The organism is Nocardia citri (assembly GCF_054065835.1).
Genome location: NZ_JBSUQM010000001.1, coordinates 432802 through 446018, shown reverse-complemented (window position 1 = coordinate 446018; position 13217 = coordinate 432802). Strand labels below are relative to the sequence as shown.

11 protein-coding genes, 1 tRNA gene and 1 pseudogene are annotated in these 13217 nt (G+C 64.6%); 6 read left to right on the top strand and 7 right to left on the bottom strand.

Annotated elements, in window-relative coordinates; genetic code table 11:
- Positions 1–143: 143 nt before the first annotated feature.
- The gene (locus ACW2Q0_RS02150) at positions 144–1466 is read left to right on the top strand and encodes a UDP-glucose dehydrogenase family protein (RefSeq protein WP_457185490.1); all 1323 of its coding nucleotides are present in this window, start codon (positions 144–146) and stop codon (positions 1464–1466) included.
- Positions 1467–1617: 151 nt separating this feature from the next.
- Positions 1618–2949 carry an Hsp70 family protein gene (locus tag ACW2Q0_RS02145; protein ID WP_457185488.1) on the top strand — a complete coding sequence of 444 codons (1332 nt, stop codon included), beginning with the start codon at positions 1618–1620 and terminating at the stop codon, positions 2947–2949.
- 395 nt (positions 2950–3344) lie between these two features.
- Here ACW2Q0_RS02145 and ACW2Q0_RS02140 read toward each other — a convergent pair.
- The 3 genes and pseudogenes from ACW2Q0_RS02140 to ACW2Q0_RS02130 form a co-directional block, all read right to left on the bottom strand.
- Positions 3345–4616: pseudogene (locus ACW2Q0_RS02140) on the bottom strand (YibE/F family protein); the annotation flags it as partial.
- Positions 4617–5087: 471 nt separating this feature from the next.
- Positions 5088–6344, bottom strand: coding sequence for a pyridoxal phosphate-dependent aminotransferase (locus ACW2Q0_RS02135; protein ID WP_457186079.1), 1257 nt, complete (start codon positions 6342–6344; stop codon positions 5088–5090).
- Positions 6345–6441: 97 nt separating this feature from the next.
- On the bottom strand, positions 6442–7779 hold the full coding sequence (locus ACW2Q0_RS02130; RefSeq protein ID WP_457185486.1) for a helix-turn-helix domain-containing protein: 1338 nt from the start codon (positions 7777–7779) through the stop codon (positions 6442–6444).
- A 234-nt stretch (positions 7780–8013) separates the two neighbouring features.
- Between ACW2Q0_RS02130 and ACW2Q0_RS02125 the strand changes: the two genes are divergently transcribed.
- Positions 8014–8463, top strand: coding sequence for a hypothetical protein (locus ACW2Q0_RS02125; RefSeq protein ID WP_457185484.1), 450 nt, complete (start codon positions 8014–8016; stop codon positions 8461–8463).
- 300 nt (positions 8464–8763) lie between these two features.
- Here the strand turns inward: ACW2Q0_RS02125 and dcd are convergent, their stop codons facing one another.
- Positions 8764–9336: a dCTP deaminase gene (dcd, locus tag ACW2Q0_RS02120; RefSeq protein ID WP_457185482.1), complete on the bottom strand. Its 573-nt coding sequence runs from the start codon at positions 9334–9336 to the stop codon at positions 8764–8766.
- A gap of 248 nt (positions 9337–9584) precedes the next feature.
- On the opposite strand from dcd, the gene ACW2Q0_RS02115 reads away from it, so the two are divergent.
- A tRNA-Gly gene (locus ACW2Q0_RS02115) sits at positions 9585–9655 on the top strand.
- A 602-nt stretch (positions 9656–10257) separates the two neighbouring features.
- Positions 10258–10767 carry a hypothetical protein gene (locus ACW2Q0_RS02110; RefSeq protein ID WP_457185480.1) on the top strand — a complete coding sequence of 170 codons (510 nt, stop codon included), beginning with the start codon at positions 10258–10260 and terminating at the stop codon, positions 10765–10767.
- A gap of 247 nt (positions 10768–11014) precedes the next feature.
- Here the strand turns inward: ACW2Q0_RS02110 and ACW2Q0_RS02105 are convergent, their stop codons facing one another.
- The 3 genes from ACW2Q0_RS02105 to ACW2Q0_RS02095 form a co-directional block, all read right to left on the bottom strand.
- Entirely contained in the window at positions 11015–11602 is a 588-nt protein-coding gene (locus ACW2Q0_RS02105) for a DUF732 domain-containing protein (protein ID WP_457185478.1), read from the bottom strand.
- Positions 11603–11719: 117 nt separating this feature from the next.
- On the bottom strand, positions 11720–12016 hold the full coding sequence (locus ACW2Q0_RS02100; protein WP_457185476.1) for a hypothetical protein: 297 nt from the start codon (positions 12014–12016) through the stop codon (positions 11720–11722).
- Positions 12003–12227 carry a hypothetical protein gene (locus ACW2Q0_RS02095; protein WP_457185474.1) on the bottom strand — a complete coding sequence of 75 codons (225 nt, stop codon included), beginning with the start codon at positions 12225–12227 and terminating at the stop codon, positions 12003–12005. Before ACW2Q0_RS02095 ends, ACW2Q0_RS02100 begins: the two co-directional genes overlap by 14 nt.
- Before the next feature lie 105 nt (positions 12228–12332).
- On the opposite strand from ACW2Q0_RS02095, the gene ACW2Q0_RS02090 reads away from it, so the two are divergent.
- Complete coding sequence (locus ACW2Q0_RS02090) at positions 12333–13121, top strand: alpha/beta fold hydrolase (RefSeq protein WP_457185472.1); 789 nt, start codon at positions 12333–12335, stop codon at positions 13119–13121.
- Positions 13122–13217 lie beyond the last annotated feature (96 nt).

Genomic DNA, 13217 nt, shown 5'->3' with positions numbered 1-13217 from the left:
ATCGTAACCAGGCCGTCATCGGATGAGTTTGCGCAGGTCAGCACGGCTATCGGCAGTTCACGTCGCCACCTGTACATCTGCTGTTGCCGAGGCCATTGCCTCATTGACGTGGGGCGGCCATCGGCGGGTCTTATCAATCGATCATGCGATGCACAGTCTTCGGAACCGGGTACCTCGGGGCCACGCACGCGGCGTGCATGGCCGAACTCGGACACGATGTGATCGGCGTGGATATAGATCCGGGCAAGGTCGCGAAGTTGTCCGATGGCGTGGTGCCGTTCTACGAACCCGGGCTCGAGGAGGTGCTGCGCCGAAACCTGGACGCCGGTCGGCTGCGGTTCACCACCTCGTACGCGGAGGCCGCCGACCATGCCCAGGTACATTTCCTCGGGGTCGGGACGCCGCAGAAGAAGGGCGAATACGCCGCGGACCTGAAATATGTGCACGCCGTGGTGGATACGCTCGCACCGCTGCTGCAGCGGCCGTCGGTGATCGTCGGGAAGTCGACGGTGCCGGTCGGGACCGCCGCGGCGTTGGGTGCGCGGGCCCGCGCGCTGACCGACGCCGAGGTCGAAGTGGCCTGGAATCCGGAATTCCTGCGTGAGGGGTTCGCGGTGAAGGACACGCTGCGCCCGGATCGTCTGGTGCTCGGCGTGGATCGCGAACGCGAAAAAGCGCCCTGGGTCGAGGATCTCGTGCGCGAGGTCTACGCGGACCTGATCGCGGCCGAGGTGCCGTTCCTGCTGACCGATCTGGCCACCGCCGAATTGGTCAAGGTCTCCGCGAATGCCTTTCTCGCGACCAAGATTTCGTTCATCAACGCCGTCTCGGAGGTCTGCGAGGCGACCGGTGCCGATGTGACCATGCTGGCGGACGCACTCGGCTACGACGCGCGCATCGGCCGCCGATTCCTCAATGCCGGATTGGGTTTCGGCGGCGGTTGCCTACCCAAGGATATCCGCGCATTCATGGCGCGCTCCGGCGAACTCGGCGCCGATCACGCGGTGGCCTTCCTGCGCGAGGTCGACAACATCAATATGCGCCGCCGCACCAAGATGGTCGATATGGCGGCACGGGCCTGCGGCGGATCGCTGCTCGGCGCCAATGTGGCGGTGCTCGGTGCGGCCTTCAAACCCGAATCCGACGATGTGCGTGATTCACCCGCACTCAACGTGGCCGGGATGATCCAGTTGCACGGGGCGGTGGTGACGGTGTATGACCCGAAGGCAGCGGATAATTCGCGACGGGTATTCCCCACCTTGAATTACGCGACCGCGGTGACCGAGGCATGTGATCGCGCCGATGTGGTGCTGGTGCTGACCGAGTGGGACGAATTCGTCGCATTGCGTCCGCAAGACCTCGATCCGGTGGTGCGCAATCGGTCGATCATCGACGGTCGGAATTGTCTCAATCGTGCCACCTGGAGAGCCGCCGGATGGGTGTACGCCGGACTCGGTACACCGTAGAGTTGCCTGGGACGCGGGGGCGACGCCGGGACGATCACGTCCTGCCTCCGGGTCTGTCGGACGTCGACGGTATGGTCCCGGGAGCGGGCCGATCCACCGACGGGCGGCGCAGGCTCGCATGTCGTGATGTGTGAAACGGGATGGGCAGCTGATGAGTTCGGTACTGGGAGTTTCGGTGGGGGCCGGCGCCGTACGTATGGCGCGACCACACATCGTGCGCCCCGACGGTCCCATCGCCCCGCATTCCTTCGATCTGCAGACCATTCCGGTCATCGAACACCAGGTGGAGGAGCTGGCCGCCGAGGCGATCGGCGTGACGCTGGAATCCATGCCCGGTATCGCGGCCACCGCGATCGCCTACCGCAGTGAGCGGCAGGCCAAGGCCCTGCGCGCGGCCATGGCACGTCAGCAGCTCACCAATTACGAACTGGTGCCCGAAACTGTCGCCGCGGTCGAATTCGCGCAGGCCACCGGGGATATTCGCGGCATCTCCTCACTCGCCGTCTACGACCTCGGCGGCTCCGGGCTGACGGTCAGTGTCGTCGACACCCAGACCCGTGAGATCCGGCACAGCGAGCGCACCAGCGATATCAGCGGTGACTACCTGGATTCGCTGATCCGCGAACAGCAGATCGCCTCGGGCCGGATCGCGCATCCGCCGGATTCGGCGGGGCTGGCCGCCCTGGATGCCCTGTGCCGCGAGGCCAAGGAGCAACTGTCTACGAATACCGCCGTGGCGCTGCCCAGCCAACAGGGTCTGGTGCTGCTGGCACAGGAGAATTTCGAATCCCTCATCATGCTGGCGGTCGAATCGTCGGCGCGGATGGCCCGCGATGTCGTCGTGCGCGCGGACCGTCCGGTGCACGGTGTGCTCGCGATCGGCGGTTGTGCGCGAATTCCGCTGATCGCCAAGGTACTCGAACGCTGGATGGGTGTGCCGGTCATCGTTCCGGACAGTCCGGAGACGGTGGTCACCCGCGGTGCCGCCCTGATGGCGCGTCCGGTGCGCACGATCATCCAGACCCCGCAGCAGCACGCGCCCGCGGCGGATTCGATACTCGACAACGATGAGCTCTCGACCGCTTGGCTGTCCGCACCGCCCAAAAGTCCCCGCGGCAAGCGGGAAATCAATGGTGCGGTACTGACCGTAAGCGCCCTGGCCGTCGTCGCCGCGATCGGACTCGGGCTCGGTTACGGTCCACAGGTTCTCACGCGCGATTCGCAGAGCAGTGATCCGCCCATCTCGGTCTCCCCGACCAGCCCGCCGCGCACCACCCTCGATCCGCAAATCGCCGTCGCGCCCGCCAACACCACCGAGTCCAGCGAAGCGGTGGCCGCCGCCCCACCGCCGCGCCGCGCGACAACCAGCGAAGCCCCACCCGCTCCCGGCCCGAATACCATTGTCGTACCGGGCCTTCCGCCGATCGTGGTGCCGACCATTCCGCCCGAGATCTTCCCCTTCCCGGCGCCCGCGCCGCGCTGAGCGGTCAGCTACCGGCTTCGGTCGGCGGCGCATATGTGCGTTCGACGGCACTGTCCCATCGTGCGCGATCAGTACCGAGTGCCCTCGCCGCCCCACGTGCTTCCGTATCCACGAGAGTCGGGGCGGCGGTAGCCGCGGGGGTCGGTGTCGTAATCGGGTTCGTAGTCCGGTGAATCGGCGCTGTGGTGGCCGCGGTCGCGGTCGTATGCGCGAGGATTCGAGGGCCGGTCGTTCCAGGAGACCTGTCTGTTCGAGCCGGTGCCCGACTCGTCCCGGGGTTGCTCCGAGATCCGCCGCCGCCCGGTATCTCTCGTATCGCTGGTGACCGCGCCGCTCGACGGCGTGGCCGGACGCGGCGCACCGCCCGAACTCCGGGCCGATCCGGACGACTCGGACTTCGCATGACGCGAGTGCCGAGTGGGGGCCGCGGGTTCGGGCTTATGGCCGAAGGGACGGGCGAGCATGACAGCGATCGCGGTGGTCAATGGGACCGAAAGGGCCAGCGCGATACCACCGACGGAGGAACGGGCGATTTCGATGGCGATGGCGTCACCGGTGAGCACGTCGCGGATGGAGCGGCCCGCGACGCTGAACAGCAGCAGCAGCGGAAGCGCGCCACCGGCATAGGCGAGCACCAGGGTGTAGACCGTACTCGCGATATGGTCCCGGCCGACGCGCATGGCTGCGGCGAAAACCTCACGACGCGAAGCGGATTCGTCGATTGCGGCGAGTTCGAAGGCGGCCGAGGCCTGGGTGATCGTGACATCGTTGAGCACACCGAGCGAACCGATAATGAAGCCCGCCAACAGCAGGCCGGTAATGCTGACGTGCTGAATGTAGGTGGCGACGTTGGTGTTCTGTTCCTCGGATAGTCCGGTCAAATGGGTGATATCGATGGCGATCCAGGACAGCACCGCCGCCACGATCATCGATGTCAGCGTGCCGAGCAGCGCCGAACTGGTCCGCAGATTCACGCCGTGCGCGAGATACAGCACGGCATACAGGATCATCGCACCCGCGACCAACGCGACCGGAATTGCGGGCTTACCGTCCAGCAGCGCGGGCAGCATGAACAGCACCAGCACCGCGAAGGCGAAGACCAACCCGAGCAGTGCCCGCAATCCGCGCCAGCGCGCCACGACAATGACCACGATCACGAAGGCCAACACGATCAGCGTCAGCGGCAGCCCGCGCGAATAGTCCTCGAACGAGTACAGCGGCATTCCGCTGGGATCGGTCTGCCGCACGATCCGGATGTGATCACCGGCGTGCAGATCGGGTTGTCCTGGGCCGGGCGCGATTTCGAATAGGGTGTGATTGCCCTTGTGCGGACCCGAATCGATGCTGATCAGACTGCGCTGACAGGTGTAGCCGGCGGCGCGTGGCTGCTCGGGCTTATCGATGAACACCTTGCCGATCGAACTACTGCCGCACGCCCCGACGTCCTGCAGCACCACGGTTCCGGCCTCGGTCTGCACCGCGCCACCACCCGCGTTCTGCATCGGTAGCGGGATATCGATGTGCTGGCTGCTCGGCCACAGCACGATCGCGGCGATGACGACCACCACGCCGATCGCGGCGAGCAGTCCGACGACGACCCGGGCGGCGGTCGCGCCGATCGCGATCGGGCCGGAATGGTCGTGGTGATGGTGGTGGTGATCGCTCATGACGCCGCCTCGACGCCAGGCCTCGTTGTGCGCGACGCGCGCGGTGTTGTCGGTCGCTGGCTCACCGGACTCCTACCTTTTCGTCTGTAGTCCCGGGTGCGAGCTTAAAGGATTTCATTTTCAAGATCGGCTTCGCGGACCGGCAGCGAGCGACCGGGGAGCTGGGAGCCGGGAAAAGATTCCGGATGGAAGATCGGAAGGGGGCGGCGGAGAGCAGGGGGATGTCTCCGCCGCCCACAGGTCGGCGCCCAGGGGGGTAGGCGGCCTAACCCGAAGTCAGGTTGTCCAGGGGGGGTAGACAACTTGACCGGGCACTCGAAGTGCCAAGAGACACTGTACACAAAAAGTCTCGTTTAACGCTAGCTAGTAACCAAAACTCGAGAATATCCATACGCGAAGTATGTTTTGACCCCAGAAGCGGGGCGATCCGGTAGCCCGACGCGGTTGTCAGGGGTTCGGACCGCCCGGCCGCTACTGCCGGTAACTCGACAGGAAGTTCCCGAAGCGCTCGATGGCCACCGCGAGATCTCGTGCCCACGGCAGCGTGACGATCCGCACATGATCATGATTCGGCCAATTGAACCCCGTGCCCTGCACCATCAAGATCTTCTCCTGCAGCAGCAGATCCAGGATCAACTTCGAATCATCGTGGATTTCATAAACATTCGGATCCAGCCTCGGGAACGCGTAGAGCGCACCCTTCGGCTTCACACAGGAAACGCCCGGGATCATATTCAGCCGTTCCCATGCGACATCGCGCTGCTCGAGCAGCCGCCCGCCGGGCAGGATCAGGTCCTCGATGCTCTGATGCCCGCCGAGTGCCACCTGAATCGCGTGCTGTGCAGGCACATTCGGGCAAAGCCTGGTCGAGGCGAGCAGATCGATACCTTCGAGAAAACCAGCCGCATGCTCCTTGGGGCCGGTGATCGCCAACCAGCCGGAGCGGTAGCCCGCGACCCGGTAGGCCTTGGAGAGTCCATTGAAGGTCAGGCAAAGCAGATCGGGCGCGAGCGTCGCCAGCGAAATGTGCTTGGCATCGTCGTAGAGGATCTTGTCGTAGATCTCGTCGGCGAGCAGCAGCAGCTGATGTTTGCGCGCGAGGTCAACCAGTTGCTGCAGCACCTCGGTGGAGTACACCGCGCCGGTCGGGTTGTTCGGATTGATGACCAGCAGCGCCTTGGTCTTGTCGGTGATCTTCGATTCGATATCGCCGATATCGGGCTGCCAGCCGTTGGATTCATCACAGAGATAGTGCACCGGGGTGCCGCCGGCCAGACTGGTCATGGCGGTCCACAGCGGGTAGTCGGGAGCTGGGATGAGCACCTCGTCACCATTGTCGAGCAACGCCTGCATGGTGAGGGTGATCAGCTCGGAGACACCGTTGCCCAGGTAGACATCGTCGACATCGAGTTCGGGAAAGCCGGGGACCAGCTCATAGCGGGTCACGATGGCACGCCGGGCCGAGAGGATGCCCTTCGACTCGGAGTAGCCCTGGGCATACGGCAGCGCGGCGATGATGTCGCGCATGATCACATCGGGCGCCTCGAATCCGAACGGCGCGGGATTGCCGATATTCAGCTTGAGGATGCGATGCCCCTCCGCCTCCAGCCGTGCCGCATGCGCGCCCACCGGTCCACGAATTTCGTAGAGGACGTTCTGCAGCTTCGTGGATTGCTCCAGCACGCGCGGCGGATGGTGCGGTAGATGGCTACGACTCACCCTGCCTATGGTGCCATCCCGGGCAACTGGTTAATCAGTGCCCGATGGCAGCGCCCTCCGTGGAGGTTACGTCAGTGCGAACCTCGCCCCGCAGCACTTGATGTAGTCACGACGAGTTGCCCGGCGGGATGCCTTTGGCCGCAGTGGATCCACAGAACTCTTCGATCTTTTCATCGAGCAACCGCGCCTCGACGGCGTCGCGGAACTCCGGCCCGGCGATCCGCCGACGCAGTCCGATGAGCCGTTCCTCCAGTTGGGCGATGCGCTTGTCCTCGGCGAGGCCGAGCACCGGAATCAGCGAGGCGGCCGCGCCATCGAGACTGCCGTTGATCAGATGGGCGGCGGCGCTGTCCACCCGGGCCATGGCCTCCGCGCCATAGGAACGCCGCTCGGACGGGCCGTTCGCGTACAACTCGATGGCCTCTTGCGTCGCGGCCAATGCGGGTTCGGCCTGACCGAGATGGATATAGGTCGCGCCCGCGTAGTAGTGAGCCTTGGCCTCGTTGAAGCCGAACACGCCGCCGACCTCGTCGTGTAGTGAGTCGGTATCGGCCGCCTCGCGGGCATCGTCGGCGGCCCGGATGCAGCGATCGGCATCGGCGTCACTGCCCAACCGGGACCAGATCCTGGCCTCGATATTCAAGAGTCGAACCCTGGCCGTAGCCGATTGCGCGAACTCCTGTCCGCTCTGCGCCAGCAGCACCCCGCGACGCGGCCGATCGGACCAGTATTCGATCAGCGCGTGCATGCCGCGGGTCCAGGCGCGCAACCCGTTGTGACCACACAATTCCGAATAGGCCCAGGCCGCTCTGATCTGCTCGCCCGCGGCATCGAGATGGCCGAGATCGGTGCTCGCATTGGCGAGCAAGCCCGACAGCGTGCCGGCGAGCAGGTACAGGTGGCTGGTATCGGTGGGGCGCTGATGTCCCTCCAACAGCCGGTACACCCGGCGTCGCACCCGAAGCATCTCCACCATCATCGGTACCGGCGGGACGTGCACATATTCGTTCGCGATGCGCGTGACGTCGGCATCGAGCTGTTCCAAGGTGGTGGCACCCACATTGGTGCTCTCGGCCTGGCCGGCGTGCTCGCTCGCCTCGTGGGCAGCCGCCATGATCAGATCCCTCTCCGAAATCGCCGCTAACGCATCACCTCTCATCGCACCGGCGTCTATGAGAGCCAAAAGATCCGCGTCACTCGAATAATTTGCGCGGGCCGAGGATTCGGCCCGCCTGTCCAATCCAGGCGCGGCCGGTCGATCGAATACGGGCTGATCGATCATGGCCGCGAACCGTGCCCGCACCACTTCATCCGACCTGGCCAGGGAGGTATCGAGGGCGGCTTGATTGATCGGACGCGGATGGACCCGCGCACCGCCGGCCTCCCACTTCGATACCAGCCGCTCGTGCACTCCCAGATGTGCCGCGAACTCCCGGATACTCATCCGCCTGGCATCGCGAAGGGCACGGGCCTCCCTACCTGACCACTGCCGAACCACGATGTCATCCCTTCCGAACGAACTTCTTCCCAGAGTACGAGTGGAATGTGAGTGCGGCCACATGCAGAGGCTTTCCGCTATCAGAGGCAGCGGAAAGGCAGTGGAAGGCGGGCAGGTGGGCAGGCCCCGAAACGCCGTCCGGCACAGGACCCTTGGAGACGAGGAGGCAAGGAGTTGGCCGTGAACGTGGAGAAACTCGGAACAGTCGACGATTGGGTGGCCTACTACCGGCACGAGTTCGGCTTGCCGGTCACCGAACGCGGCGGGTTTGTGATGCTACCCATCACCGGTCGGGTCCGCGTTGTCCATCTGCCGACGATTCGGGCCGAAAAGGTCAGGGCCGCACTGGAACAGCGGGGGACGAGGGGCCCCATGCTGGCCAGGCAGATTCGCTGGAGCTTCCTCGCCGACCCGGACAGTCGGCCGGGCGCACAGGTATTGGAGGTGCTGAACCGTCTCGATATAGGCATGCCGGCCGTCGGCAGTGCCGTGATGTTGCCGACCGGGCTCGGTCGGTGGACCCGGGAAGGGTGCTACTGGGTCAACCCACCGAGTTGCGGCGACACGCTCCCACCGTTATCCGTCATCATCACGACGGCACTCGCGGTGGGGGCGGGTGGCGGGGATTGAATGCGTCGTCGGTCCCCGCCGCCGCTGCGGTGCCGGGCCTACCGGGTCCGCCCCTCTACTGGCAGTCGACAGGGGCGGACGCGGTCGGGTGTTGTCGAGCGGTTCCACGCGATCCGACGTGAACGAATGGCAGTGAAAGGCACCTGCGCCGATCCGACCGCGGCACAACCAATTCCGATTCGGCCGCCGAATGTGGTTGGAGTCGACGGTATTTCCACAGGCTGCTCGCCGAGCAGGTCGGCTCACCAGCGAGGATATGCGGGCGCTGCGGTGGATTCCCGCCAGCCCTCGCCGCTACCGCTAGGTGTGCAGTGGGAAGTTGAGGTAGGACCTGGAGGGGGTTGGGCCGCGCTGGCCCTGGTACTTCGAGCCCGTGGCGGCGCTGCCGTAGGGGTTCTCGGCCGGGCTGGTCAGGCGCAGTAGGCACAGCTGGCCGATCTTCATACCGGGCCACAGGGTGATCGGCAAATTCGCCACATTCGACAGTTCCAGCGTGATGTGTCCGCTGAAGCCCGGATCGATGAATCCCGCCGTCGAATGGGTGAGCAGACCCAGCCGCCCAAGGCTCGACTTGCCCTCCAGCCGACCGGCCAGATCGTCCGGCAACGTACAGACCTCGAGCGTGGAGCCGAGTGCGAATTCCCCGGGGTGCAGCACGAACGGCTCACCCTCGGCGGGCTCGACCAAGCTGGTCAGCTCATCCTGACGCTGCGCGGGATCGATATGCGTATACCGCGTGTTGTCGAATACCCGGAACAGCCGATCCAGCCGCACATCGATACTCGACGGCTGAATGAGGTCTTCCAGGAGCGGCTCGACGCCGAGACGCCCAGCGGCGATCTCCGCACGGATGTCACGATCGGAAAGCAGCACGCCGACGAGCGTAGCCTCTGCTCGATACCGCTGCTCAGCCGCCACATGTGGATAGCCGAACCGGCATCCACCCAACCGTTCGAAATCGCAGCGATACCCTCGAGCAGGGAGGTTGGCGGAATGGAGACCGTGTGCGGCGGTCAGCCCCGGCACCACGTCGGCGTTCGAAAGCCCGACCAGGTCCGGTCCGCAGAAGTTGACCGGCATATGGCCTGGTCTGATAGAGTCGCGGACGCGCATAGCGCAGTGCCGATGTAGTTCAATGGTAGAACTTCTGCTTCCCAAGCAGACAGCGCGGGTTCGATTCCCGTCATCGGCTCAACAACAGGAACAGGCCTTGACCAGCGCGAAGCCAGTCGGGGCCTGTTCTCGTTCTCAGCGTCAGCCAGCATGAATGTCACGAGTTGTCACAACCTCACCCAAAGTCTTAGTTACCGCAGATCAATAACACGTAATCTTCAGCGTTCGTAGGTGAATTCGTTTGCGTTAGAGATGTATTCGTGTATCTCTGCGGTGGTGGTGAGGGTGGTCGGGGTCGGTTCGGGCAGGTGGCCGGTGTCGTGGAGGAGGGCGCGGGTACGTGTGATGGCTTTGGCGATGGCGGTGGGGCTGATTCCGATGAGTTCGGCGAGGACGGTCCAGGGTGTCGAGAAGCGTTGTTTCTGCAGGGTGAGGGCGACGCGGTCGGCGAGGGAGGTGGCGGGGTGCCCGGGCGCGGCGCCCGGCCTGGTCTTTTGGGCATAGTGCGGTGACGAGCTGGTCGAATTGGCCGGGTGGGAGGCCGGTGAGTTCGGGGGCGTGGAGCCAGAGCAGGTCGTCGCGTTGCCGCCCGGTCGCGGTGGTATCGGTGTCGCTGGTGGCGGTCTCGGGTGTGGTTGTGGGGATGAGGGATTCGGGCCTGATGGTGTAGTTCCATTCGCCGTGCCAGTCGTGGCGGGTGATCGGCACGACTGGCACGGCGAATGGAACTACACCATCAACCCCGAACCCATCACCCCCACAGCCGATTCCGACACCACCACCGACGACTCCGCCACCTGCGCGGTCGCGCCCCAACGCGACGACCTGCGCTGGCTGCACGCCCCCGAACTCACCGGCCTCGCCAGCGCACGATTCGACGACCTCGTCACCGCACTATGCCCAAAAGACCAGGCCAGCAATAGAACCCGAACCAATGGCCGCAAATCCGCCACCACCCTCGCCGACCGAGTCGCCCTCACCCTGCAAAAAAACCGTTTCGCCACACCCTGGACCGTGCTCGCCGAACTCGTCGGAATCAGCCCCGCCGCCATCCGCAAAGCCATCACACGTACCCGCACCCTCCTCGACGACACCGGTCACCTGGCCGAACCCACAGCAACCACCTTCACCACCGCCGCAGAAATACACGAATACATCTCTTGCACAACAGGATTCACCAAAAAACCGTAAAGATTACGTGTTATTGATCTGCGATCCCTTAGCCGCCCCCGACCTGCACAACCTCCAGATTTTCTGCCACCCCTGATTCCCAAGGTGATGCATTGGGGCCGAACCGTGACGACACGGATGACGACAACAACGACGTCACTATCGACAACGCTCTGGTCGGACCAATATATCCCCAGGTCACGGGCTCTGTCCCGGAACTCTTAATCAGGTCATTCATGATCGGGTGAATCGATACCCGGGCTTTCTTCTAATGCGGCCTCTCCAGGTAGGAATATGCCGGGCAGTAGACGTCGATCGCGTTGTAGAGAAAAGCTCGAGCTGACTCATCCGATCGGAACGCAGTGCCATGGATGGCGCGTAACGTCGCCACCAGGTCGTCCAGGTTGGTAAGCGATGTAATCGATTCGCACATCCCTCGCGCTACGCCGCGATAAGCGTCAGAATTCTCTGAAGGGACGCCGTGCTGTAGCAGAAATTGGTTCATCCTCTCGTCGGGGCTTAGCGGTACCGTCGCGCGGCATTCGGTGAAGATCTTGGTGTTGGCCGCGCGGGCCTTGTCGGCATCGGATTGGCTCATGCCGAAGTTATTGGGGTCAGCGGCCTTGGTGTCGTATTCGTCGCTGATCATCTTGCGCAGGCCCTCCTGCGAAATGCCTTGGTCCACATAGAGCTTGGCGGCGCAGTCGGCCAGGCTCTTGTCCTTGAGTCCCTTGTCCTGCAGCGATTTGGAGAGGTCGGCTTGGGTTACCGCGGGCTGGTCCGCGGCCTTATCGTTACCGCACGCCGCCAGTACCGGCAGCGTGACGAGCGCTGCGGCGATCAGGAAGGTCCGCACCTGATTCCTCTTCTCCGATTCAGTCTGTGTAAACGGCCACCGCGGTGGCGCCGCAACGATAATGCCGTACGACGTCGAGCGGTAGCCGAGCGATCGGCTTCCCAGTCCAGAAGTGGGTTACAGGTCCATGGCCGCGCGCAATGCGGTGTCCAACCGCTCCAGCGCGTCCGCCTCCATCGCATCGATGGGCTCGGCCAGCCAGCCGCGATAGATGCGGCCGATATTCCCGGCATGCAGCCAGCCATGCCGCTCGACCGGCACAGCCAGAATGTCCTGGGGATCCTCGTCGACGACCTCGGCGGCGATCAGCCATTGCCTCGGTGATTCATTGATGCCATCACTGCTGATGAGCACGACAGTACGGCGCCGCGGCGAACCGTGTGGGTGATAGGTCCACAGTTCACCCCTGCGCACGCATCGCCTCCTCGGCGGCGGCCAGCTCCGCCTCGTCGGCCGCGGCCAGAGCCGTCACATCGGGCACCGGACCGATACCGGTCCGCACCGCTTCGCGACGCGCTGCCTTCGATATCCACGCCGAAGGCGACATCCCCGCGCGGGCCGCCGCCTGTTCGGCGAAGGCCCAGGACGCCTCGTCCAGCGAAAGGGTTACCTTACGCGTTGCCATACCATTTATCGTACCGGCGTTTCGGCCGACTGCCAGCGGAGATCGGTCCTGGTTGGGGCCGGAAATCTCGGTCCGACAGCCGCGAATCGCTGTACGGTCACAGATATGACGACGTTCAACCATTACCGGGACGGCTCAGGGGAACCGCTGGTCCTGGTACATGGCGTGGGCAGCCGCTGGCAGGTGTGGGAGCCGATCATCGGCACCCTCGCCGAATCCTTCGACGTCATAGCCGTCGATCTACCCGGCTTCGGCGGGTCCGCGCCGCTCCCGCACACCACCGTCGACACCCTCACCGACGCACTCGCCGACTTCCTCGCCGAACACGGCATCGAGCGCCCGCATCTGGCGGGCAATTCGATGGGCGGACTCATCGGTCTGAACCTCGGCGCACGCGGGCTGGTCCGCTCGGTCACCGCCTTTTCCCCGATCGGATTCTGGGACACCCCCGGCCGGGTGTGGTGCCAACAGTCGCTCGGCAAATCCCGCCAGCTCGCACGGGTGCTGCGCCGGTGGCTGCCCGACGTGCTTGGCACCGCCACGGGCCGCACCATCTTCCTGACGTTGATCTTCGGCAAACCGTGGGCGATCGATCCACAGGTGGCCGTGGACACCGCCACCGGCGCGGTCGACGCACTCGGCTTCGAACCCGCCCTCGCTTCGTTCACCGATGCGAAATTGCACGAAATCGGCGCGCTGGCCGATATTCCCGTCACTATCGCCTGGGGCAACCGGGATATCCTGTTGACCTACCCCACCCAGAGCCGGCGGGCACGCGCCGTACTGCCAAATGCCCGCCACATCACGCTGCACGGCAGCGGCCACACGCCGTTCTACGACGATCCGGTCGGCTGCGCGCGGGTCCTGCTCGACACCATCAGCCCACGTCCCTGACCGGTCGCGTCCGCGTTATCGGATCCGCAACTTGCGTTCGAATTAGAGCAAAGCGGATGCTTCCGGGCAATGGACCACTAACTGACTTGCGGGTAA

Bases quoted from the DNA above. Each gene is read 5' to 3' on its own strand.
- ACW2Q0_RS02130 (WP_457185486.1), bottom strand. From the start codon at position 7,779: ATGAGTATCCGGGAGTTCGCGGCACATCTGGGAGTGCACGAGCGGCTG.
- ACW2Q0_RS02090 (WP_457185472.1), top strand. From the start codon at position 12,333: ATGACGACGTTCAACCATTACCGGGACGGCTCAGGGGAACCGCTGGTC.
- ACW2Q0_RS02145 (WP_457185488.1), top strand. From the start codon at position 1,618: ATGAGTTCGGTACTGGGAGTTTCGGTGGGGGCCGGCGCCGTACGTATG.
- ACW2Q0_RS02095 (WP_457185474.1), bottom strand. From the start codon at position 12,227: ATGGCAACGCGTAAGGTAACCCTTTCGCTGGACGAGGCGTCCTGGGCC.
- ACW2Q0_RS02150 (WP_457185490.1), top strand. From the start codon at position 144: ATGCGATGCACAGTCTTCGGAACCGGGTACCTCGGGGCCACGCACGCG.